We start from the raw sequence: 22459 nt of genomic DNA on the forward strand, positions 1-22459 counted from the left end.
GCCAGCCCTCCCCTACCCGGCCGCCGGGCATTAGCCCTGGGCGGCCGCCTGTTCGGCCGCGCGAGCTCGAGGGTCTATGCCCTCGTCAAGTTCTTTCTGAAGTGCGCCAAGTGCCAGTTCCAGGACCTCGGCAATCGCGTTGCATTCGAGGCGGTCGGCAAACTCATAGATCAGGTTGTTCGTCTCGACCTTCAGCTTCACGGCAAAGGGAGTGTTACGATTGGTGGTCCGTTTTCTACCACGGCGACGTGCTTCGCCCTCTCCTTCTGATGCTACTGGCGCTACCGGGGCGGCCGGTGCAGGTAGGGAGTCGGGTTTCGGGGAAGGTTTCGGCTCATTGCGGGTCTGTTCCGGTGCATGACGCGTCTTGAAACCGGTTGCCTCGGCAAGCTTTTCCACGGACGCCTTTGCAGCAGGATCGGCCTTCTTGGCCTCTGGTTTAAACTCATCCAGATCAAGGCGAATATTGTGCGTGCTCATGTGCGGTGCTCCTTCAGCAAGGCGATGATTTCACCGGTGAACGCGGCGGCGTTAGCCCGAGCCTTCTCAAGTGAGGGAACCTGATCTTCGGTCAGGTTCTCCAGTGTCCTGCCGTAGTTGAAGATGCCCCTGAAGGCTTCTCGTTCGATCAAGCTGGTTTCGAGAAAGCCGATTCCTGCTTCCTCGAATTGCGAGCCGATATCGCGAGCGCTGCGCGTAATATATGCGGCTGGCGTGCGAGCCCAAAATACTCGTGCAGGCATTGTCTTCCCACTGCTTTTACCCTGTCTGAGGATGAACTTCAGGGTTTTGGCCGCTTCGTTGGCATCGAGTTTGGACGGCTGCAACGGGATAAGTATCAGATCGCTTTGGGTCAGCGCGTAGCCGGTCGATAGGTTTGCCGAGCCTTCGAGATCGACAACCACAAACATATGCTTGGCGGATTGTTCTTCGATCGTCTCGATGATGTTGTCCTCATGTACATCGCCGATCACCGTCAACGATTTGGGATGAACCGCCTCTGTGGCCCAACCGACAAGCGGCTGATTGGGGTCGGCGTCGATCATGCATACCGAAGCGCCCTGCTCTGCGAGTACGGTCGCAAAAAGCGTGGCGCTTGTGGTTTTTCCACCGCCGCCTTTGGTGGTCATGAAGGAAACGACAGCCATACGATCATCTTCCGTATCTATTTGCTATTCGGATAGTGGACGCATCCGAAACCATGCGAATGTCTTCACTATCGGTTTTATCATTGGATTATGAACGGATGGTAAACGCAATTCCTACGTTTCGCAAAGGTTTTATTATGGTATACCTATTTAAAACCTATGGAAAACGTTTTGCTTATATATTCCATTGGGAAGTGAATGCGAAGCAAAAAAATAGCCGCTTATTCAGCGGCTAATGGGAGACTGCCCGCCTGTGTCTCGACAGGTTCGGGCTCCGTTACTGCCGGAGCCTTCTGAGCGGGTATCGGGGGAGGGGAGGGGGAGCGGCGATATTCGAATCCGTAGTCTACGGCTTCGCGATAACGTCTCTGATAGAACGCCGGCCTCCTATGACCCGCAAAGGTGGCCCTGATCGTCCTGAGAGCACTCGGGAAACGATATCCAGCCCGTTCAACGAGCCAGAACACAAGCATTGCTGCCAGGAGAAGAACGGCGGTCCAGACCGCAAGATGGACCGCCAGAAGCAGGAAAAAGAAGACCAGGCGGGCATCAAAGATCATGAGACGGGGTTCTCGCATGGAGTCGCGCCAATGGACCTTTCTTTTGAAGCGGTTGCCGTCTTCGAATTCCTGTTCACTCATCGCGTAGCAACCGAATTAAGCGTGGCCTGAACGTTGGGTACGCCCTGCATGAATAGGACGCCAATGGTGTAGCCGCTGCCAAGCTTGACGAGCGGTCCACTCGGGGCCATGTCCTCGATTTCGCTGGCGAGCTGATCGCCAACACGGCCAGCGCCGGCATATAGCGCGTCCTTCAGCTCGGTTTCGCGATCAACGACAGTCGTGGAGTTATTGCCAATGATGATTTCCTGGCTTGGGCGCGACATGGTTTCGCCAAGGCCGGAAATGAAGGCACCGGCAAGTCGCGGCCCGTAGCGGGCAAGCCACCGATGATCTACGTCTGATTTGACGGCGATGGAGCCTTTGGCACCATCAACGGCATATGCCGAGATCGGTACTTCCGTGCCATCGGCCATCACAAGGCGGCTGAATTCGACAATCAATGCGTTCGTGTTGCGGTTTTGCTGAAATGACCCGAGCATTCGAGCGCGATAGAGAGGGCCTTTTTGGAATATCTCGGCGACGACGGGACCGGGCGTATCGGAGTCGGACGCATTGACGGTGCGTGCAAAGAGGATCTGACCGGCTTTGATCAGCATGTTTGCGCCGTCGACAACGCCACCATTGCCAGAAAGGGCGGCCTGTCGTGCTGCCTCGGCCTCGGCCTGTCGCTGTTCGGGCGACTTGTAGAGCGTCTGATTGAGAACGATCGTATTAACTGATCCCTTGGGAGACCATTGCGACGCTAAGCTTGCAGCTTGGGCGGCCATCGCACCGGCAAGCGTATTTATGTCACTGTAGTCATCCGGGGTCATGGCCTGTCGGCGGTCAGGAGTGAAATTCTCAACCCGCTGCGTCGGAACTTCGTTGGCAGGAGCCACCGGACGTTGGCGAGGGTAGGGCTCCTTCGTGACGTCGCGAATATCGTCAATATTGCGCAACGGTTCGTCTGGCGTAGCGAGGAAGCTGCCCCCGCTTTGATCAGCCGTTTGCGCGCCCTGCTGGTTAACCGCATCAAGCGATTGCTGATACCGTTCGGAATCGGCCTGCTGCTGTCCGGCTGGCGTAGCATCGACATTGGGGCCACGCGAAATACGGGATGGTGCAAGGTCGCTTTGCTTGAACATGGAGTAGCCGACATAGCCGACGGCTGAGGCGAGCAAACCGATTACGACGTAGGTCTGAACTCGTGATCCGCGTTTGCGGCCCGAACGGTTGACGGTTGCTGCACCGGCCAGGTCCGGAGCGGCGTCCTCGCGCTCGGCCGAATTCTTAGCGTTTTCGTCGCTTGCGTCGCTCATTGGGAAATCCTCACTCTGGAAATCGTGCCATTGCGCGAGATCAGCACAACGGGGGAGGGCTTGATTTTCACGGCATGGACGCCTCCCGGTCCCGTCAGCATGGCTTGTGGGGACGGGGAGGTGTATGTGTCAGATGTCCGGAGATAATAGGCTCCATCGAGAAGCCAGGCCTCAACATTGCTGTCAGATGTCCGCAATTTGATTGCCGATCTTGGTAGATCCGCACCTTGTGCGAAGGCCATCATCGTCCCGTTGGAAGGCGGTTCTTTAACGGAAACTTCCGTCGGCGAGACCGCGGCATTTGGGCCGTACCCCTCAACGGTGATGTCACGGCGGAAATGCGTCTTGGTATCGCTTGTCTCGAGATTGATCACGATCGGGCGATCTTCCTCGACAAGCGAGATTATCAGGTTCGAATAGCCGTGCGTCACGAGCGGCGTGACTGCGATCTGGTTCGAACCTTCCTGCAGCGCATAGACTTGGAAAGAATCGGCTCGACCAACGACAAAGCTGGCAATCGGCCATGCTTTGCCTGTGCGGTCGTAGAAAGCCATTACCGATACCGTGTTTGGCGTCGTGTACAGGGTTTGGAGCGCCTGATTCGACTTGAGCGACATACGCACGGAATCAGATATTGGCCGTGCTCTGAAACCGCTTGGCGGCATCGCCGCGGCCTTCTGGCTTTCATCGACCCTACGCCGATAATCGCGGATGATTTCCGGAGACATCGGCATTAACGACTGAACAGTTGCGCCATAGGCCGTAATCTCTTCTGGCGTCAGGGGACGGTCCAGTTCGGAAAGTGACTGCATCAGACGGCGGGCGCCGATGATCGGGACATTCGGGGCTTGTCGTGGCTGGCGTTGCGCGGCCTGTCCGGGCATTGCTTCGCCGTATTTGGAGTATGCAGGTTGGCCTTGCCCTTGAGTTTCCTGCTCGTCGGCAGGTTGAGATACCTGCTCTTGTTGCTGAGGCTGTTGGACAGGCAGTTCGGCGGCGGCCTCTGGCGTTGGAGGCGTGTATGTTTGCGCAGGCTGAGCAGCCTGTTGAGCAAGTGCGGACCCACTCAAGGCAAGGAGAAAAGCGATATTGCCGGCGAACATTCTCATCAAGCACCTCCGGGGGCCGCGAGGAAGCGGGAGATAGCCGCGCCGCGCGGGTGTTCATAGCTTTGCAAACGCTGCAGGGTGATCGTGACCATCAAATTTTGGCCTGTCACTTCCGATGCAGACTGATAGGTGACGCGTACCGGCATCTGAACGATCCACTCGTAGACGCCATTGGCATTGACGCCTTCTCGCACGATAACTGCGCGTTGTGCGATCGCAGTCGTGTTGAGACGGCGGTTTTTCACAAGTTCGAGCGTTCCGGATTTCTGAACAGCATCAACGAATGAATTCCAGCCTTGCGGCTTGGTGAAATACTGCTGCGCGTCCTGAAAATCCTGCTGGTACGTGGCGAATGAATAGGTAAAGGACCGGGTGACGGCTTCTGCCGCATAGGTCGCTATCTCAGCGGCGCTCAAATGTGGTTGATCGAGCGGTATGAGCGGCTGAATGCGCCCGTCGGCTGTCGTTGCGAAATATCGCGGCTCCGGCCTTGTCAACGCGAGGCTAACCGCCGCCAGGACGGCGATCACGGCGACGACAAGCAAGGCAAGGGCGATGATGCTCATGCGACGATAGGCGGTCCGATAAACGTCCGCCCGCATGAGGATTGTTTCGATCTGGCCGTAATCGGCGTTCTGGCTCATTGGGCGGCGGTTCCGGCGTTGTTGGCGGTAGCGGCTGGCTGCGCGTCGGGGAGAGCGGTTGCTAGTTGTGCATCATTGAGAGCGCCAAAGGCGAACTGAGCACCTTCCTTCGTGCGATAGAGATAAAATGGGGTTCCGGGAACGCCATTGAGACGCATCCAATCGACATTGCGTTGCATAGCTGCGACCACGGCGTTGTCGAAGTTCTTCGGATCGACCTTCGGCGCTGGCTTGCCCGATCCGATCACGGATGCGAGCTGGTCACGCAAGCTCGTAGCAATATCCTCCTGATGCATGATTGAAGCCGCGATCTGCGCGGCCTCGGGCGAAAGGATCGGGGCCATGATGACGCGCAGGTCAATCGTGTTGTCATCGATCCGCTGCTTCAGATGCTCGAACGACCATGCGCAATGCGGGCAGGTGGGATCAACGAAGACGTAGACGAGAGGCGAACCGGGCTTTGGCTTATTGGCAGGGAACCACATAGCGAAATCCTGAGCCTGCTGCATAAGCTGTTCAATGCTGGCTGCCTTGGGAACGTCTGGAACGGTTTGCGAGCCCACCGATGCGAGCTGTTGCGGAGGGGTAGCGGTTTGCGCCTGCTGTTGCGGCTGAGCCTCTGGTGGCGGCGTTGCGGCGGTAGGGGCCTGCGTGGATTGAGCGGCTTGCGTTGCGGGTGCTGCCGATGCAGCGACCGAATTGTTGCTTGCTGGCCTCTCAACAGACGGGGTAGCCGAAGCAGCCTGTTGCGGCTCTGCCGTGGATGGTTGTTCAACCGGGGCAGGGGAGGACTGTCCGATTTGTGGTGCGGCGGCCGCGGCCGCTATCTGCGCGGCGGTTCCTACTCCGGGAACCGACCGGATAACATTAGCGGCAGCCTGAGAGGTCGTCGTTGATGAGGTGGCTGGCGACTGCGGATCGAACGGCGAAGGTTCCGGTGTGACGGTTGGTGTGGTCGCCAGAAGAGCGGCGGAAATGTCTTCACCCTGCGGGCCGACGATGCGACCGTAAATCGTCAGACCGTCCGGTGTGGTGAGCGCGATTTGCTGGCCGCCATCAGCAGTTGGAACCGCCCATGCGTTCATCCCGGCAATTTGCATGAGCGGGCGAACCTTCGACGCGTCCTTGAAAAGGACCTGCGTTGTATAGGGTGAAGATGAGACCGAGCAGCCCACAAAATTCTGCTGCCAGAGATTCAATTCCGCCTTGGCGGGCAGACCTGTAGCGAAAATGGCACATGACGCGAGGAGGATTTTGTAGGCATTCATTCCCGCATTTTCCTTTTGCTTTATATTGCAATATCGTCTGAATATGCCATAAAGAGTCTCATTGTCACCCCCAAAAGGCCACAATCGAAAATTGTTCGATTCGTGTTGTCGAAAGCACACGCAGAGCACAAGATGAGTATAGGCAGGCATGATGACAATCTATCTCGGCTACCTACGGAGGATAGCGACAGAGGCATGCTATTCCGGGTAGTCTTGATAGTCGGAATTTGTGCAATTGCTGGTGGCGGACTATATTTTGCTGCGGGTAGTGCGCACGGCGAAAAATCAGATTCAGTCAAAATAGAAAAAACATCTACGCCAACCCCGATTGAGCGTGAAATTATTGCGTTAAAACGTCAGGTAGCTGATTTGCGTGCCGACAACGATGCATTGCGTGCGGAGGTCACAACGCTGACTTCGCAGAACGGCGTTGTGGATACGATCATCACGCATCTGCGAGAACTCAAGGCACAGGATCAGGCAATTATCGGCCTGATCCAGCCGGGAGGAAACGGCTATTCCGCTCAAGCTGGCAATGACGGGGAAGCTCCGGCAGACGAGGCGGTTTTCGGCAATGCCCGACATCAGATTGTGACCCCGAAGGCGAAGGCACCACCCGTTCCAACTCCGAAGCCGGAAAAGGTAGCGGAAGCGAGCGCCGCCGGAGATAAACCGAAAGAGGATGCTGCGGCGACGCAGTAAAATGGGTGAGCCATGGGCGGAAACGGTGAAGCACTGAATGGCTTGGTGGGATTGGTTCAGCGGCTCGCTGACCTGATCCCGCCGGCACAGGCGCTTGTTGCCGCGACATGCTTCATTATCGGTATTGTTCTGGCTCTATCATCTATCCACGGGTTCGCGTTAGCGAGCGAACGTCGCTCGTCTGGTCAATTCATTGGGCGAGGTGATTCTGTAGTTTGGGCGCCAACGGCAGGGATCATCACTGCCGTCCTGCTAATTTCCCTGTCATCTACAATATCGGCATTCCTGATGTCGTTTTTCCAGGTGGACGAGACGGTCGCAGCCTCGGAAATTTTTGCTTACGCGCCAGAAATGCTCGCTCCGCTCGATCATGAACAAGCACGGTCTGTTCTGATCGCTCTCCTGCGGGTTGTCCAGTTTATCGGATTACTCGGATTCATACGCGGTCTGCTGATGTGCAACAGGTCTGTAACTGCGCATTCGCCGGGCCTTCTAGGCTTCGGCATCGCACACCTAATCGGCGGCACACTCGCGATGAATATCGTGATGTTCGTCGGCTATATCGAAGAACTTGTGCTCGGCTAAGAAAGGAAAGCACTTATGAAGAAGGCATGGATACAAACGGCGGCACTCTTTGCCGGGACGTTTGCTTACCAGACCATGGCGCTCGCTCAATCGAGTGGCGGCCTTGGCGAAGTTCTGACGAATGTTCGCAATGATACGCTCGGCCCTGCCGGTGACTTCCTCGGCGCGGCTTCGTTCATCATTGGTGTTGTGTTCGCCATGCTGGCGATCAACAAGCTGGTGCAGCACAACCGCAACCCGCATGATACGTCTTCAAGGCCAGCTACGGCGATCTGGTTCGGCGTTGCGGCCGCACTGTTCATTGCCGTTCCGGAATTCCTCGGCATGGGTGTGACGACGTTCTTCGGCTCTGGTGCCGATACCACGTCGGTTGACGGAACCTTGCGGTCGATCAACTGATGATGGGAGGGATCGGAATTCTGGACACGCTGGCGGCTGTTATCGGTCGGTCGGCGCTGCGGAAGTCGCTGGACGGCTATTGCCGGCTTGTGACATCTGAAGGCGAAAACATGCTTGTTGCCGATGACGGTTCGTTGGTGACGGTATTTCGGCTTGAAGGCTTCCGGTCCATGCCGGGCGAGAAGGAAATCAGCAAGGCGGTGACGGATCTCCGCCTTGCCTTCAGCTCGCAATTGGGAACTGCCGGCTATACGCTTCAGTTCTGGTTCGGGCACACCCCGGAACTAGGTGCGGCCGACATCAATCGTGCACTTGCGGTAACTGAAGGCGTTGCGGCCGATACGGGCCTCGATATTCACGATCTCATAGACGAGCGGCGGCAATTGTTGCCGAAACGTCTGACCGGCGAGCGTTGTTTCATGGCGCTGTGGTCGCGGCCTACCTTGCTCACGCGCCAAGAGCTGAAAACCAGTTCGGAAAAGGCCCGCAAAGATATGCAGGGTGCGCCGCAAATGCGGCATGCACAGTGGCCGGCGCTGGCGATCGACGCCCTCGTTACAAGGCATCGCTCCTTCTGCGAGGCTATGGTGCGAGAAGCCAACATTGTCGGTATCGAAATCGAGCCGCTGGAAGTGCATGAGGCCCTGTCGCAGATCAAAGGCGTGCTGAACCCGGAATATCTGATCGCGGGGGATAGCTGGAAGGCGATCTTACCCGGAGATTATGCGCGGGCTCGTATGCCCAAATCTGTCAAAGAACTCAAGAAAAGCGAGGTTTCGAACCTCCTTTGGCCGTTGCTTTCTCGACAGCTCATCAATGAGCATGGCGAAATCATTGACCAAACGACGGTGCAACTTGGTGAAACAGTCTTCTCCGGTTTCGACATATCGCTTGGACCGGAAGTCGTTGTGCAATTCAATGACCTGATCCGGAGGGTGCTCGACAGCAATCAACGCATTTCCTGGCGGATGTCGATGCTGATCGATTCCGGCGGTTTCCAAGGGCAGATGTTCAAGGAAACATATACGAATATCATGACGTGGACCGCACCGATCCACAATTCACGCATCAAGAAGGCTTTCGAGAAACTGCGTCTTGATGACGGCGCGGATGATACCGTCGTTCGGTGGCGCTGCTCGTTTGCAGCATGGGCGCCAAAGACGGATATAGAGACGCTGCAGCGGCATGTGGCGACCCTGCGGCGGACGGTAGAACGATGGGGCAACTGCCAGACGGACGCACTGGTCGGAGATCCCGTCCAGTGCGTGATGTCGTCGGCTCTAGCGCTCAATGCACAATCGACAGCACCGGCGGCCGCCGCCAGCCTTGCCGACGCTTTTGCCCTTGCGCCGATCGCACGACCTGCAAGCCCATGGCAACAGGGTTCCGTCATGTTCCGGACGAAAGACGGCAAGCTGTGGCCGTATCAACCCGGTTCCTCGAAACAGTTGGGCTGGGTTGACCTGATCGTCGGCACGCCGGGTTCCGGCAAATCGGTCCTGATGAATTCGATCAATCTCGGCGTGGCGTTGTCACGCCAGTCAGGTCGAAGCAGGTCTAACGAGGGCCTGTTGCCGCGTATTTCGATTATCGACATTGGTCCATCGTCGTCAGGCCTGATCAGCCTCATTCGCGATGCTCTACCGGTCCAGCGCCGCCATGAAGCCGTCTTTCATCGGCTGAAAATGTCGGAACAATATTCGGTCAACCCGCTCGACCTGCAACTGTGCATGCGTCACCCCTTCGAATATGAGCGAGCTTACCTTGTAAACCTGCTCTGCCTCATATGTACCCCGGACGGTGAGGAGGCGACCTATGACGGTATCAGTGCGCTTGCGGGCGCAACGATCGACGAAGCCTATAAGTTCTTCAGCGATAGCCGCTCACCGAAGCGCTATTCCAAATCCGATTCCTTCGAGGTTGACGCCGCGCTCGAAGAGCTTGGTTTCGAGATTGACACCGCGACGACATGGTACGAGATCACCGACTATCTGTTCTCGAAGGGGAGATATCATGAGGCTGCACTAGCGCAGCGCTATGCCGTCCCGACCTTGGCCGATCTCGTGAATGTCTCTAACTCCGAAATCGTACGAGAGCCATTCCGAGATATGAAGGCACCAACCGGCGAGGATGTGCTGAAAGCTTTCCAGCGCATGTTGACGGCGGCGTGCCGCGATTATCCGATCCTGGCCCGACCGACGCGGTTCGATGTTTCGAACGCCCGCATCATCGCGTTCGACCTTGCCGGCGTAACCGCGAAGACAGGTCCACACGCCAAGCGACAGACCGCCATCATGTATATGGTCTCGCTTCAGACCCTGACCACCGATTTCTGGATGGATGCTGACGAGATCCGTGCTCGTGATCTAAGCGACGAGGTTCGCGCCTATCATCTTCAGCGGATCGAGAACAACCGGCAGATGGGCAAGCGCCTCTGCGTCGACGAATATCATTTGACTGGCGGCCTGGACAGCTTCCGCGACCAGATGATCAATCTCGGCCGCGTCGGTCGTAAGGCCGGCGTGCAAATCACGCTTGCGTCTCAGCTTCTCGAAGATTTCGACACGAGCATTCAGAAACTCGCCAACAGCTTCTGGTTCTGTAACGTGCCGACGGAGGAATCTATCCGTCAGATTGCATCGACCTACAATCTTACCCCATCGATCATGGACATTATGCGCGGGCTTCGTGGTCCGATCGAAGGGGAGGGCGCACCGCTGCTGGCGATGCTGAACCTGCGGTCAGGCACGTATGTCCAGCACGTATTCAACCAGCTCGGCCCGATTGAAATTTGGGCGCTCTCAACGACGGCTGAGGACACCTCGCTACGCACGATGCTTTACGAAAGCCTCGGTTCGAAGGCAGCCCGGCGCATTCTCGCGCGCCGTTTCCCTTCAGGTTCGGCAAAGGACACGATCGAGCGCCGTCTTGCAGACATGGAAGATCGTGGCGTCGCAATTGATGACAAGGTTCGGGGCAACGCAATTCGCCAGCTCGCGGACGAACTGATCAAGGAGGCCTCGTGATAAAGGCAATTACAGCCGCGCTGTTGGCAAGCGCGATTGGTAGCGTTGCTCTGGCTCAGTCCAACATTGACGACCTGGTGACGGAAACCATCAATTTCGAAAAGCAGGACTCGGATGCGACGGCGACGGCGCGGAAAATGTATGGGCGTGATTTTCGTATCGTGCAGGCAAAGCGCGTCTGGCTCGAAGAACCGACAGATGGTTACGACCAGATGGTGGTCTTGCTCGGCGAGGCCCGCGGTTGTGCGACCGGGTGTTTCGTGTCCGCTTTGTACTATGACGATAAACAATGGCTTGAGGTTTGGCGGGTGCCGGGCAAGTCCGTTGGGCTTGGTCCCGTTGCAGCGACGGGCATGAAGCCGCTCTATGATGGTCATCGCCTCTGGCAATGGTCGGGAACGGCTTATATGGCTCAACCCGTACCCCAAGAGCGCAAGAACAGAACTCCGACAGAAGATGAGCTGAAGGCCGCAACCGAAGCGCTGAAAGAGCGCTTCAAGGGAGGGTCAGAACCGCTCGAGCCGTCGAATGTTCTCGCTCAAGACGTCAATATTAAGGATGGTGACGAGACCGCTATTCTGGTGCGGTCAAATTACTATTGCGGCAATTCGGCGTGTCCCGTGATCTTTCTCGATGGGAAAAAGCAGCTCATCGACGTTCTCGAAGCATGGGGACCAGATTTTTCAGTCATTGACGAGCGTGACGACAATAATCGTCATCTGATCGAAGTCGCGACGCAGGACGGCGTTGTGACCTATTCGCTTGGCGACAAAAACCCGCGCTCCGTCATCAACGCCATGAAGATCACGATAGCGGGGCAGAAGCGATGAAACGCTCGATTATGGTCATACTGTGCTTGGCATTGCTGCAGCCGTTTACTGCGTGGGCGGACTATAATGAAAACACGTCCAAGCTCGAAGGCGGCAACTCCTATTCAATCTTCAACGGAAACGGCGGTAGTGCCGTCGGTCGTTATCAGATCACGGCCGGCACATGGGAATCTCTCGGATATTTCAAATATACGGGTAGTGGTTCCACCGGCAATTGGAACAATTATGTCGCTACCGACAAGGCCAGAGCCGCAGGCGTCAATAGCCTGAATGATCTTCGCTATTCGAGCGCGGGGGCCGCTCTTCAAGATGCGGCGAATATGGAGCTCGCTTCCCGCAATTGGTCATCCCTGAGCAGTCAGGCGCGCGGCCTCGTCGGACAGACGATCAACGGTGTCGAGATCACCCAGGACGGATTGCTCGGCGCGGCTCACTTCCTCGGCGCCGGTGCGCTCAACGATTGGGTCGCCAGCGGCTTTGACCCCTCTGTCTTGCCTGCCTCGTATCTGACGGCGAATGGCTTCTCCTCCTATGCAGAGCTTCAAGCTCACTTGCTGAAACGCATGGCGGCCATGAACGGTCAATCCTTCGCAGGTTTGGAGGGCGGATTAGGCGGAGAGACTGGCGGCGGCATGTACGACCAGACCGAAGGGTTCCCCGGAATCGGCACAAAACGGCCGATTCTCATCCGAGAAATCCCACCATTCCAAGGGGAGAAAGCAACGCTATGAGAATCATCCGACTTCTATCGGTCTGTGCCGTTAGTGGCCTGGCAATGGCGACCTCGCCGGCTCATGCAGACCAAATAGAGCAGCTTTTCAAAGATAGCGGCAAAGGCTGCGTCGATACGGTGAAAATCAACCTCGTCGAGGCCATTCGCGCGGGTATCGACAAGGAAGTGAAGCGCCATGAAGCAGCCCTTCAAAAGCCACCGTCACTGGATTCGCTCGGCTGCCTCGACAATCTGATGAAGGTCAATCTTGATTTTGCAATCCAGGTTCCGGACCTGAGCCAGATTTTCAATCAGGCTTTGTCGAACGCCGAACAGCAAATCTGCTCCTATGCGCAAGAGCAATGGAACAAGGTGACTGAACCGCTCCAGTCCGCGCTTCAATTGCCATCCTTCGATTCCTTGCAGTTGCCCGGCGGTATGGGCGGCGGGTCTGTGCCGACGTTGAACTATGATTACAAGGGCGGCTCGCTAAATATGGACCAGCCCTCGGTCAACAACTCCGGGCGGCGTGAGAATGACGGCTCGCTTTTGAATAATCTCTATAACGATCTCTATGGACCGGGAGGCCTGTGATGAAGGCAGTCATCAAATCGTTGCTGTTTGCTGGAACGGCTTTCGCGTCCCTTTCCGTCGGTAATGCGGCACTGGCCGCTTGCTCCTGCGGCGGTGTTCAAAACATCGTCTACCGCGCTCAGGAGAACATCAATTCTCATACGACTGACGTTGGCAACCAGATTGCGCAAACCATTCTGAAGGGCGTCGCGCAATTGAGTGCCTATCAGAACCGCGCGATCGAAGCTAACTCCCGGACCCAGGAAGCCGCTCAGATGGCAGAAACCATCCGTGAGCGCCAGAAGGCCCGAGCTGCAGCGGAAGGCGGTCGGTACGATCCGGCTACCTCGGCCTGCCTCGACTTGTCGGGCATCTTCAGCATGGGCAAGCCAGGGCAGGGGGTCGCGGGCTACGGCGGCAACGATGTTGCCAACGCATCCCGCAATTGGTCATACGGCAACGAGGATATTGGCAAACCGGTAACGGAAGGTGGGTTGGCGGTCGCAAACGCGATCATTGCAGACCGTGACGAGTTGAGGAATGTCGCCGGCTTCGCTGATCCGACTTCAGATGTTCGCCTCCTAACCGACGCGATCACTCTCGATACGTCGGATGGAGAAGTATCCAAGGCTTACGTCCGGATGATCAACAACATGGTCGATCCGATTCCGCCAAAGCCGATCACTCAAGCGGAAATGAGATCGCCGGCCGGCAGGGCGCAAGTTGCGGCTCGTCAGGTCGATGCTACCCGCCGTTCGGCAGCACATTCGATCTACAGCTATCTTGGTGACATTGCGGCTCCTACGGGTGGCAAAGAACTTGCGGATTGGGCGAAAAAAGCCGTGACGGAATCCTATCCCTACGAAGTAGGCGAGCATGTTTCCGAACTGCAGGCGGTAGATATTTTCGTCCGCTCCCGCTTTTCCAATCCAGAGTGGCACAAGGAACTGGCTGGCATGTCTCCCGCCGCTGTGCAGCGCGAACAACTGCTAACCCAGGCTCTCAACCTTCATGTCGATTGGATGAGGTTCAATCTCGAGCGCCGCCAAGCATCGGCAATTGCAGCGCTGTTGTCGAACAGCCTTGACGAGCGCGACAGTCGCACGACCGTAACGACAGCGAGCGCAGCGCAATGAGTGAGCAAGGTCGCATCCGTCGTTTCGCCTCTTGGAACCTGAAACGGGCTTTCGGCATCAAGGTCTTTTTCAACGCAGCATCACATGCTGCGGAAGATGCTGCCGACAATGTTCAGAACACGATCGACGAGTTGCGGCCGAAAGGCCGGTTGAAGGCGAGAAGCTTCGGAGATCGATATGCCGATGGCGGCATTCAGCGCTTCAAAGAACTGAGTGACGGGCTCGACGCAAAGGAAATAGATGCAGCGCTGGCGGCGTGGGACAGGGATTCCAGCATCTACATGGTAGCAGGTTGCATTGCACTCGCTGCTATCCCGGCTCTCTACGTTCTCGGCTATCGGTCCTTCTATCTTCTCATCGGCGGGTGCCTGGTGGCAGTCATCACCTTCGCTTTGGCGATGAAGGCTGACTTTCGGGCATGGCAGATCCGTCAAGGCCGGATCGGCGCTGTGCGCGATTACTTTAACGACCGTCTGCCTTCAAACATGCAGATCCTATCAAAGGACGATTAATCATGAACCGGGTGGGACTTCTCGCTACTTTTTGGATGATCTCGGCAAGCGTCGCGCACGCCGACGACATCAATATTGCCGATATCATCAAGGGCGAGGGAGACGCACGGTCCAATTCCTTCTTGAATATGATCTTTGGGCCGCTCTTCACCGGCCCTAACGACGAAACCCTCATTTCCTCGCTGATCGCGAATTTCAATGTTCTGTTCTTCGCGATTGCGGCAATCCTGTTCATCTACAATGTTGTCGTAGGCGTCACGGAAACCGCCCACGAGGGCGAGATACTTGGAAGACGGCATTCGGCAATGTGGGTGCCGTTGCGCACTATCCTCGCGGTAGGTGCCCTAATTCCCATGCCAACCGGATATAATGCCGCTCAGCATGGCATTGCCTACATGGTCAACGTGAGCACGGCCACCGCCTCATTCTTCTGGAATGAGACGGTCGATCTCATCGTTGAACAGCGATTGCCAGTCGTGGGCGGTGACTATGACGCCCTTGACGGTCAATTCTTGCAGGGATTGTGGCGGGCCGAACTTTGCCAGGCGGTGTACAATCTCGAAGTGTCCAAAGGAGGTGATGGACTAGACGGAATCTCGCGCGGGTCTTGGCGAACGGTATCAGGTGTACCGCAAATGGCATATAGCCTGCCGAATTCTTATGGTGCTTGTGGCATCGTCAGCCTGCCCGGCCAAACGACGGGTTTCCAGCGACTGGCTGAAGCTGCCGGCAAGTCCTATAACGACTACATTCAAGCCATGCAGCAAGCTGTTACCAAAACCGCTGACAGCTTCTCTGGCACTGCTGCGCAGCTCGCCCAGGCGATCAGCAAGCGTGAACAATTGCCGGCCTATCGTGATCTTCGCAAAGATCTCAACGACTGGCGCAAGCAGCACGCGGATATCCTGAAGCAATATATCGGTGATGATAAATTGCAGAAAGCCGGCAAAGACGTTGCGGAAGCAGATGATCCACTGCAGGTGACGCCCGTCGGAGATTCACAAAGCCAGGCACTAGCCGGCAATCTCAAGAACGGCGGCTGGTTGCAAGCGGGATTCTATTATCAGCTCATCGCACGGCTGTCGGCTGACTCTAATTCGGTAGCAACTGCGCTTCCGAAAGTGACGCCAGGAGGAGCGATCGGCGCCGCGTCGAATCCGGGTGGATCGGTGCGCAATGCGATTGCTTCCCAATACGCGGATAACAACTGGTACTTACTCGGCTCGGCTGACGGCGACGCCAAGAAGTTCCTCGACCAGATTTCGGCGACTTACAACGGTACCGTTGAATGGTGGAACGAAAGCGTCGCCAGAAGCGGGATCAGGGCGTTCGTAAATGAACGCGTCGCGTTCGCGGACAGCGGCGGCGATATTTCCGACTGGATGCCATCTGCTGGTTCGCTTTACGAGGCACTGGAGTTCCTTAATCCTATGAGGCCCACCAACGATCCAATGATCGGTCTCGTCACGTTTGGAACGCAGGTCACGTTCTATACGACCGCTGCGATCATCGCGTTGTCTGTCCTTGCAGTGGTGCCATACGTGGGAACCGGTATAACAGTCCTTTCGAACTTCGTCGGTTGGGTCATAAGTGGCATTGGGGCCATGGGCATGTTCCTTGCCTTCGTGCTTCCAATGGTTCCGATGGTGACATGGGTGATCGGAATTGGCGCGTTCTTCCTTCTGGTAATGGAAGCCATCTTCGCCGCCCCACTTTGGGCGATCGCGCATCTCTCTATGGAAGGGAAGGGGATGGGCGGCAGCCAGGCCCGGCGCGGTTATGTCATGGTGCTGGCGCTCACTCTGACGCCGGTCCTCATGCTTTTTGGGCTCCTCCTCGGAATGATCCTTTTCCGGATCATGGGTGTTCTCATTAATGGCGGGCTCTACTACGCTCTGACCTCTGCTCAATCACTCGTGGGAGATAGCTTTGTTAGCTTGGCATGGTTCCTTGGGATTTTTGTCGTCATGTTTTTCATGGCGGCGGTCTATCTCGTCATCATTGAGCGATCATTCTCCCTGATCGCAGAATTTCCGGGCCGGGTTTTCCGGTGGTTCGACCATATCGGCGACGACCTCGATGCACATTCTGCGATGCGAGCTAATATTGCAGCCATGGGTACAACCAAGGAACTCGGCCGACTTTCTGAAGGGGCGAAGCATATCCCAACTACAGTCGGAAAACTCCTGCCTCGGAAGTAACAGGTGCCGGCCGAACCTTCCTATAAGAGCGGTTCTGAGTTATGGTTCAATGATGGCAACAACGGCGCGAAAGGAGCCGATATGACCTTACCGAAGTATCTGCGTCCCATTTACGACGTTGACGCCCACGGTCTGACAAAGACTGAAAAAGTGGTGCGGATGGTGATCTTCACTCCGCTGCTTATCGTTTTCTCTGTTCCGACGGTCCTCGCCGTCGTCTTCGTCTGCTTGGCCGGCTATTGGGCTTTCATGCTGCTAACGAGTGGAGTTGGAAACATCTTTGCTAATCCCGCCCAATATAGCTTCGAAATATCGATTTTTGCGGCTCTTGCCGCGTTGCTGATATTCTCAAACGTGATCGCCAGGAAAATTCGGCGTCATTTCCTGCCGTTCGGCTAAGAACGGTCGTCCAAGCGCAGAAGGCCCGCCTTGCGGGCCTTTTTCATTTCCGCCACCAAGCAAACGGCTCTTACCGTTGCATAAGAAAAAATTCCTCTTGACGGGAACCGTCTCTCCGTTGTTCTGTTTTTGTTCTATGCAGGAGCGAAGACAGAATGCGCAAACCGGAGACGATCGAACGGCTCTACCTAGATTTTGACGGATTCTTCGCAAGCGTTGAGCAGCAGTGTGACCGACGCTTGAGGGGGCGGCCGATCGGCGTCGTACCGTTCGCCGGCACGACCCGCTCGGCAGTCATCGCGTGCAGTCGTGAGGCAAAGGCCTACGGCGTCAAGAATGTAATGCCGATCGATGAGGCGAAACGCCTCTGTCCGGATCTTGTGCTTGTTCCACAAAAGCCAGATTTGTACCGGCGGGCTCATAATGCCCTGCTGTCAGAAATCGAGACCGTCATTCCGATCGATACGGCGAAGTCGATTGACGAGCTGACCTGTCGTCTCGACGAGAGCGGCCGGAATGACCCGGAGGGGCTTTCCGCCCGCATCAAGGCCGCGATCGCGGAGAACGTCGGCCCATTTATCACATGTTCGATCGGCTTTGCCGCCAATCGCCAGCTTGCAAAAATCGCCTGCAAAGAGGGTAAGCGTGGGGCAGGGCGGTACGGCGACGGGCTGGCGATCTGGCGGCCGGTTGATCTGCCGGCGCCGTTGTTCGCCGTTGCGATGGAAGACATTCCAGGCGTCGGTGGCAACATGGCGAAGCGGCTCTATCGATCGTCTATCTATACGACCGAGCAACTTTACAATCTCCAGCCGAAGCACATGCGCCGGCTCTGGAACAATGTCACCGGAGAACGGCTCTGGTATGCGCTCCATGGCTACGACATCCAGGCCCAGGCATCGAGCCGGGGCATGTTCGGACATGGGCGCGTCCTTCCTCCGGAATCTCGCACGATCACTGGCGCGCGGGAAATCTCGCGTCTGCTTTTGATAAAGGCGGCGCGACGGCTGCGCCGCGAGAATTTCTACGCGTCCGGTGTCTGGCTATGGCTATCGATCCGAGAGGGATCGTGGATGGGAAAGCGTCACCTGCCGGTTGTCAACGACGACCAGGCGATCCTATCAGCGCTCTCTGAGCTATGGGAAAAGGTCACGCAGGATTATCCACGCGGCCTTACGATCTTCCGGATTGGCGTCACGCTCTATGATCTGACGCCGGCGCACGAGCGCCAGCTAGATTTGCTTCTCAATGACGATCGGCAGCGCCGGCGTTGGGAAAACGCCAGCAAGGCGATCGACAACCTCAATGCGCGCTATGCCGCCACGGTCGTCAGTCTCGGCCAATGGCGGCCGCCGGCCGGCGGTCATGTCGGCGGCAAGATCTCATACACACGCATTCCGTCCGCGGAGGATTTTTGGTGATGGGCTGGAAACAAAGCGTCAAGGTCGGCGACCTGGCCGACAACCAGAAGCTCGAAGCGCGGTGCAGGAAATGCGGTCACGTGCATTACCTCACCCGTGCCATCGTATGCGTCTCGCCGGAACGCGAATTCCTGTACATCGACGAGCTCGAGCGCGAAACAATCTGCAGAGCGCGCGGCTGTCGTGGCACAGTACGGATTTCGATGGTGCGGCTTGATGAGCTAAGCGGGTTTGTCGGCGGCCTTGCGTAACGCCCCTTACGAGAAGAACAGCCACGCCAAGTAGCAGATTGCTGCCAGAATCATTAATCCAACTGGTATTTCATACCACCGCTCGCCGGGCCTCTTGCCACCACACTTAGGACAGTATGGAGCGTTGCTGGCGACAGGTGAGTACGAACAATGACGGCAAGAAGTAGTAGCCATATTTATTCCAATAAATTCAATGGCTTAGTCGCATAACCCTTATTATGGAACTAAGCCATTGATATTGCTGAATATTTTTGATTCACCGGGGCGAAAAGCCCTTATCGGCCAATGCTCGTCGGATTTCCGATCCGGCGTCCCACATACGGTTGGCTTCGGCTTTGTCGACGGAGCGCCGCTCAAAATCCTCTGGCAAGACGCGTTTCAGGAACTCCGCGAATGCCCTAGCCTGATCATCTGAAAGATTGACCGTTATTTCGTTCATTGACCCACCCCATTATTATCCGCGCGGATCAACTTGCGCAGAATTGTTACCATTGTCACGGATTTTCCCGACTGTGCTTTGCCAACGATGAGGCCTGTTTTAGGCACAGGCGGCGTTCCAACGCTGTTCTTTGTCATTTCTTCACCGTTCCAAAAAGGCGAGCCCCTTGTCGGTCGGATTCAGCGACCGCACACTTCCTTGCGTCATGACAGGATGTGAAATCTCAGCAAGCTCGTGATCGAGGAGCGTGCGCAGCCGGCCCCAGGCTAAATCTCGATCTTCGCCGCGTATGATCAGCGTCAGGTCTCCCCGCGCATCTTGTTCCTGGGCCTCGGTCATGGGCATAACCGTATACCAATCCTGATCAGCCATCCCGTTTCTCCTCTATGCAAGGATCTCGAACATCGACCGCGGAATAAAGCTCCGTGCCTCGCTCAACGTGATCCAGCCTTCATCGACGAGTTTCATGGTGGATTGCGCGAGCGGTCGTGCAATCACCTTGTCGGACTTCATGCCTTCCTTCAGGAGCTGGCGCACCACAGCGGACCATCCGTCGATCGGCTTATCCAGAAACCGGTCGCGAACATCATCATCGAACACAAGGAATTCGCGGACTGCAAAGCGCCTTGTGCCGTCAGACGTGCGGATAAGATGCTGTGTGATAAAGATCTGCAACGAGCTGATCAGGTCGAATGCTCGCGCTGCCTGCTCCTCGGCCGGGAACTCCATCGCCATGCGCCGTAGGCCCTCGGCAACCGACCCGGCATGAGTGGTCGTATTGACGATGTGGCCCTGAATGCTGGCCGCGATGCAGCCGCTCATAGAGCCATGATCGCGTGCCTCACCGACATTGATGATCGCCGGCGCTCGCCGAAGGGATGACCAGATTCCGGCTGCAAAGGTCGGAAGATCACGGCCCTCCCCGATCTCTGATTGGCCAATCAGGCTCGCAGAATCGCCCTGCTCGCTAAGAATGTCGGCAAAGGTGAATTCTATCGGAGCCTGGAAATCCACGATCTTTCGCGGATTTTCGTGGTTTTCGAGATGGTGACGGGTGATCGCGGCCATGGTTGTTGATTTTCCATGACCTGTACCGCCGGCGATGACGATAATGCCGGATTTTGGATTGAGGAACGGCCTCAACTCTTGCTCAAACTGAACATCGTCCAGGGTCGGCGTGCGCGACGGCAACGAGCGCATCGTCAATTCGACGCCGGAGCCGCCGTTTTTCGTGATCGGTGTTGCATTGACGCGGAAGCGATGCCGCTCATGGCGACTGACTTGGACCTCATAGGAGAAATCGAGACAACGGCCCTGCCGCAAAATGCTCGGTGCATCGCTCGATCGCCAGATGTACGACAGCAGCAGATCGACCTCTGAGCGCAGTAACATGCGCTTGGTGCCGAAATGCTGGCGAGAATTGATCTGGATGCGCGGCCGGGCTTCCGACTGGATGGTAATGTCAGACGCCCCGCGCTTGCCGGCCCCAACGATGAATGTGTCGAAAATCTCGGGCGAGGAATCAAACCGCGTCGGCTCTTCCTTCAGAACGGGTACGAAGGAGTCGGTTGGCTTGAATGGAGTATCGTCCAGACGCGATTCGTCAATCATTTCCCTCGCCTATAGAGCCAATAGCCAGCAACCACAGCAATCAGCGCTACGACGATGAAGAGACCGCCATACCCCCCTTCCTGCTTGCGAAGGCCAAGGGGGTCGGCGGGATCGACCGTGCTTGTCTGGCTCGATATAGAATTTCCGTTCACTTGGAGACCTCGAATCTCCGAGTGATCGGTTTCCAACGCCGCGGGTCGGAAACGAATGTTGCGGCATTCTCGATCTTCACCCGGCGCTGGCCGATAAACAGCTCTTCCGGCGTGCCCTTGGCACGAACCTCGCTCGACGTCACTACAAGGCTCTTGACCAGGCCAGCATCAACAAGGCGCCGATATTCGACCATTCCCAAATAGTCGCGGCGAAGAAGGTTCATGTTCTCCTTCAATGCTTCCTCGGCCTGCATCCGCCCCTGCCGCCAGCCTTCAGCCATATAGCGGTCCCAAATCTTTCGCTCTTCCTTTCCAGAAGGAAGGAACTGGTCTGAGGGATCAGGCGTCTTATCGACGCCGATAACCAGATAATCGCGCCAGCTCGGTATCACGGCCACGAGGCGACCCGGCTTCTCGATGCGGTAATATTCATCGGCCGCAACGCTTTCGCGGCCGCCGTCCGTGATGGTGATCGCTTCCTTGGCCCTGCTCACAACAGGAGGAACGACATAGCCCGCCTCTTTCGGTGCCTTGTAGACCACATCATTGAAATTGAACTCTTGCGAAAGCCTCGACGATTGCGCCTCAAGCTCTCTCAGGATCTCCCACGAACGCCGCTCATAGGCGGCCTGAGCGGCATATGAGAGCGCTGCGTCGCGCAGCGCCGAATACCGCTCTGAATCAACCGCGTTCGCACCGGTCCCGCTGCGCGTCTTACGGGCAAACTGCTCGTAAGTCATCGGTGCGGCCGTCCCGCCGGTTAGATTGTCCACTCCGCCAAGGGTTGGAGGTGGAGGCGGTTCGTCCGGATTTGATGAACCGGTCGTGGTGCAACCGGCCAGGGCAACAGAGACGGACAGTGCGGCAAGGATTGTTGGAAATTGCTTCATAGCTTGGTGTCGTCCAGGTGCGGGACCGGGCTTTTTTCAGGCCGGGCGTAGTGGATGGTCATGACGCGTGCGAACTGGTCAATTTCCAACCATGCACGCCCCTTTCCTTGGCCGAACGCTTCCCGCAAAAGTCCAAGAAGCGTCATGTCAGCCCAATGGACCGAAACCAAGATTGGAGACCCTGAACGTTCTCCATTCGCCCGAACGGAATAACCGGCCATGCGGGCCGCCTTCCGTGTGATATCATCAAGAGTACCGTTCCAACGGGCATGGACCGGCTGTAAAAGTTCTTGTCCGGCGGTTTCTGGATGCAGCCTGACAGTATTACTTGCGTGAGGCTCCAGTGCTCTAGGATATAGCGAAGCATATCGATTTTCCTCATTCACAGTCGCCAACGACGAATCGAGATATTTTCTAACCGATAGAGTATCGAAATTCTCTTTCTTGTTCGCGCAGGCACCTAATAGGAATGCCAGAGCTACAATTACTGAGTTCCGCATCAAAAGTCGCCTTGTCTCTCATTATGGACA

At 56.5% G+C, this 22459-nt stretch carries 26 protein-coding genes; 13 read left to right on the plus strand and 13 right to left on the minus strand.

The features are described 5' to 3' along the window. Positions 1-30: 30 nt before the first annotated feature. The 7 genes from FG152_RS23770 to FG152_RS23800 all read right to left on the minus strand — a co-directional run bounded on the left by FG152_RS23770 (position 31) and on the right by FG152_RS23800 (position 6090). Entirely contained in the window at positions 31-480 is a 450-nt protein-coding gene (locus FG152_RS23770) for a hypothetical protein (protein WP_100560343.1), read from the minus strand. After that, complete coding sequence (locus tag FG152_RS23775; RefSeq protein WP_100560340.1) at positions 477-1148, minus strand: AAA family ATPase; 672 nt, start codon at positions 1146-1148, stop codon at positions 477-479. Before FG152_RS23775 ends, FG152_RS23770 begins: the two co-directional genes overlap by 4 nt. 221 nt (positions 1149-1369) lie before the next feature. Then, on the minus strand, positions 1370-1789 hold the full coding sequence (gene icmT, locus FG152_RS23780) for an IcmT/TraK family protein (protein ID WP_198513221.1): 420 nt from the start codon (positions 1787-1789) through the stop codon (positions 1370-1372). After that, complete coding sequence (locus FG152_RS23785; RefSeq protein ID WP_100560338.1) at positions 1786-3069, minus strand: TrbI/VirB10 family protein; 1284 nt, start codon at positions 3067-3069, stop codon at positions 1786-1788. Before FG152_RS23785 ends, icmT begins: the two co-directional genes overlap by 4 nt. Next, complete coding sequence (locus FG152_RS23790) at positions 3066-4178, minus strand: DotH/IcmK family type IV secretion protein (protein WP_198513220.1); 1113 nt, start codon at positions 4176-4178, stop codon at positions 3066-3068. The genes FG152_RS23785 and FG152_RS23790 overlap by 4 nt, the downstream gene beginning before the upstream one ends. Beyond that, the gene (locus FG152_RS23795; protein ID WP_100560336.1) at positions 4178-4822 is read right to left on the minus strand and encodes a type IVB secretion system apparatus protein IcmL/DotI; all 645 of its coding nucleotides are present in this window, start codon (positions 4820-4822) and stop codon (positions 4178-4180) included. Before FG152_RS23795 ends, FG152_RS23790 begins: the two co-directional genes overlap by 1 nt. Beyond that, on the minus strand, positions 4819-6090 hold the full coding sequence (locus FG152_RS23800; protein ID WP_157803365.1) for a thioredoxin domain-containing protein: 1272 nt from the start codon (positions 6088-6090) through the stop codon (positions 4819-4821). Before FG152_RS23800 ends, FG152_RS23795 begins: the two co-directional genes overlap by 4 nt. 369 nt (positions 6091-6459) lie before the next feature. Here FG152_RS23800 and FG152_RS23805 point away from each other — a divergent pair, with 369 nt between their 5' ends. From FG152_RS23805 to FG152_RS23865, 13 genes are all read left to right on the plus strand, one after another. Next, positions 6460-6792, plus strand: a complete 333-nt coding sequence (locus FG152_RS23805) for a hypothetical protein (RefSeq protein WP_112700681.1) — start codon at positions 6460-6462, stop codon at positions 6790-6792. Between the two features lie 12 nt (positions 6793-6804). Beyond that, entirely contained in the window at positions 6805-7377 is a 573-nt protein-coding gene (locus tag FG152_RS23810; RefSeq protein WP_100560330.1) for a hypothetical protein, read from the plus strand. A gap of 15 nt (positions 7378-7392) precedes the next feature. Beyond that, entirely contained in the window at positions 7393-7776 is a 384-nt protein-coding gene (locus FG152_RS23815; protein WP_100560328.1) for a hypothetical protein, read from the plus strand. After that, on the plus strand, positions 7776-10802 hold the full coding sequence (locus tag FG152_RS23820; RefSeq protein ID WP_100560326.1) for a putative type IV secretion/conjugal transfer ATPase: 3027 nt from the start codon (positions 7776-7778) through the stop codon (positions 10800-10802). The genes FG152_RS23815 and FG152_RS23820 overlap by 1 nt, the downstream gene beginning before the upstream one ends. Further along, positions 10799-11632: a hypothetical protein gene (locus tag FG152_RS23825; protein WP_100560325.1), complete on the plus strand. Its 834-nt coding sequence runs from the start codon at positions 10799-10801 to the stop codon at positions 11630-11632. Before FG152_RS23820 ends, FG152_RS23825 begins: the two co-directional genes overlap by 4 nt. Then, complete coding sequence (locus FG152_RS23830; RefSeq protein ID WP_100560323.1) at positions 11629-12363, plus strand: hypothetical protein; 735 nt, start codon at positions 11629-11631, stop codon at positions 12361-12363. Before FG152_RS23825 ends, FG152_RS23830 begins: the two co-directional genes overlap by 4 nt. Beyond that, positions 12360-12938, plus strand: coding sequence for a hypothetical protein (locus FG152_RS23835; RefSeq protein ID WP_100560321.1), 579 nt, complete (start codon positions 12360-12362; stop codon positions 12936-12938). The genes FG152_RS23830 and FG152_RS23835 overlap by 4 nt, the downstream gene beginning before the upstream one ends. Beyond that, positions 12938-14053, plus strand: coding sequence for a conjugal transfer protein TraW family protein (locus FG152_RS23840; protein ID WP_100560320.1), 1116 nt, complete (start codon positions 12938-12940; stop codon positions 14051-14053). Before FG152_RS23835 ends, FG152_RS23840 begins: the two co-directional genes overlap by 1 nt. Further along, on the plus strand, positions 14050-14565 hold the full coding sequence (locus FG152_RS23845; RefSeq protein WP_100560318.1) for a hypothetical protein: 516 nt from the start codon (positions 14050-14052) through the stop codon (positions 14563-14565). The genes FG152_RS23840 and FG152_RS23845 overlap by 4 nt, the downstream gene beginning before the upstream one ends. A gap of 2 nt (positions 14566-14567) precedes the next feature. Next, positions 14568-16766, plus strand: a complete 2199-nt coding sequence (locus FG152_RS23850) for a DotA/TraY family protein (RefSeq protein WP_100560316.1) — start codon at positions 14568-14570, stop codon at positions 16764-16766. A 3-nt stretch (positions 16767-16769) separates the two neighbouring features. Beyond that, positions 16770-17165: a hypothetical protein gene (locus FG152_RS23855; RefSeq protein ID WP_100560314.1), complete on the plus strand. Its 396-nt coding sequence runs from the start codon at positions 16770-16772 to the stop codon at positions 17163-17165. 155 nt (positions 17166-17320) lie between these two features. Next, a complete protein-coding gene (locus tag FG152_RS23860) occupies positions 17321-18586 on the plus strand; it encodes a Y-family DNA polymerase (RefSeq protein ID WP_100560312.1) in 1266 nt (421 codons plus the stop codon). After that, positions 18586-18837, plus strand: coding sequence for a hypothetical protein (locus tag FG152_RS23865; protein ID WP_100560310.1), 252 nt, complete (start codon positions 18586-18588; stop codon positions 18835-18837). The genes FG152_RS23860 and FG152_RS23865 overlap by 1 nt, the downstream gene beginning before the upstream one ends. 256 nt (positions 18838-19093) lie before the next feature. Here the strand turns inward: FG152_RS23865 and FG152_RS23870 are convergent, their stop codons facing one another. From FG152_RS23870 to FG152_RS23895, 6 genes are all read right to left on the minus strand, one after another. Then, a complete protein-coding gene (locus tag FG152_RS23870; protein WP_100560309.1) occupies positions 19094-19276 on the minus strand; it encodes a DUF7706 family protein in 183 nt (60 codons plus the stop codon). A gap of 141 nt (positions 19277-19417) precedes the next feature. Then, positions 19418-19648 carry a hypothetical protein gene (locus FG152_RS23875; protein ID WP_100560307.1) on the minus strand — a complete coding sequence of 77 codons (231 nt, stop codon included), beginning with the start codon at positions 19646-19648 and terminating at the stop codon, positions 19418-19420. Between the two features lie 12 nt (positions 19649-19660). Beyond that, positions 19661-20887 carry a type IV pilus twitching motility protein PilT gene (locus tag FG152_RS23880; RefSeq protein ID WP_100560305.1) on the minus strand — a complete coding sequence of 409 codons (1227 nt, stop codon included), beginning with the start codon at positions 20885-20887 and terminating at the stop codon, positions 19661-19663. After that, positions 20884-21039 carry a hypothetical protein gene (locus FG152_RS23885; protein WP_157803363.1) on the minus strand — a complete coding sequence of 52 codons (156 nt, stop codon included), beginning with the start codon at positions 21037-21039 and terminating at the stop codon, positions 20884-20886. Before FG152_RS23885 ends, FG152_RS23880 begins: the two co-directional genes overlap by 4 nt. Next, positions 21036-21929: a type IV secretory system conjugative DNA transfer family protein gene (locus FG152_RS23890; protein ID WP_100560303.1), complete on the minus strand. Its 894-nt coding sequence runs from the start codon at positions 21927-21929 to the stop codon at positions 21036-21038. Before FG152_RS23890 ends, FG152_RS23885 begins: the two co-directional genes overlap by 4 nt. Continuing rightward, a complete protein-coding gene (locus tag FG152_RS23895) occupies positions 21926-22429 on the minus strand; it encodes a DotD/TraH family lipoprotein (protein ID WP_498988794.1) in 504 nt (167 codons plus the stop codon). Before FG152_RS23895 ends, FG152_RS23890 begins: the two co-directional genes overlap by 4 nt. Between the last annotated feature and the right edge of the window lie 30 nt (positions 22430-22459).

It is taken from the genome of Ochrobactrum sp. XJ1 (assembly GCF_024701725.1).
GTDB classification, from domain to species: Bacteria; Pseudomonadota; Alphaproteobacteria; order Rhizobiales; family Rhizobiaceae; genus Brucella; species Brucella anthropi.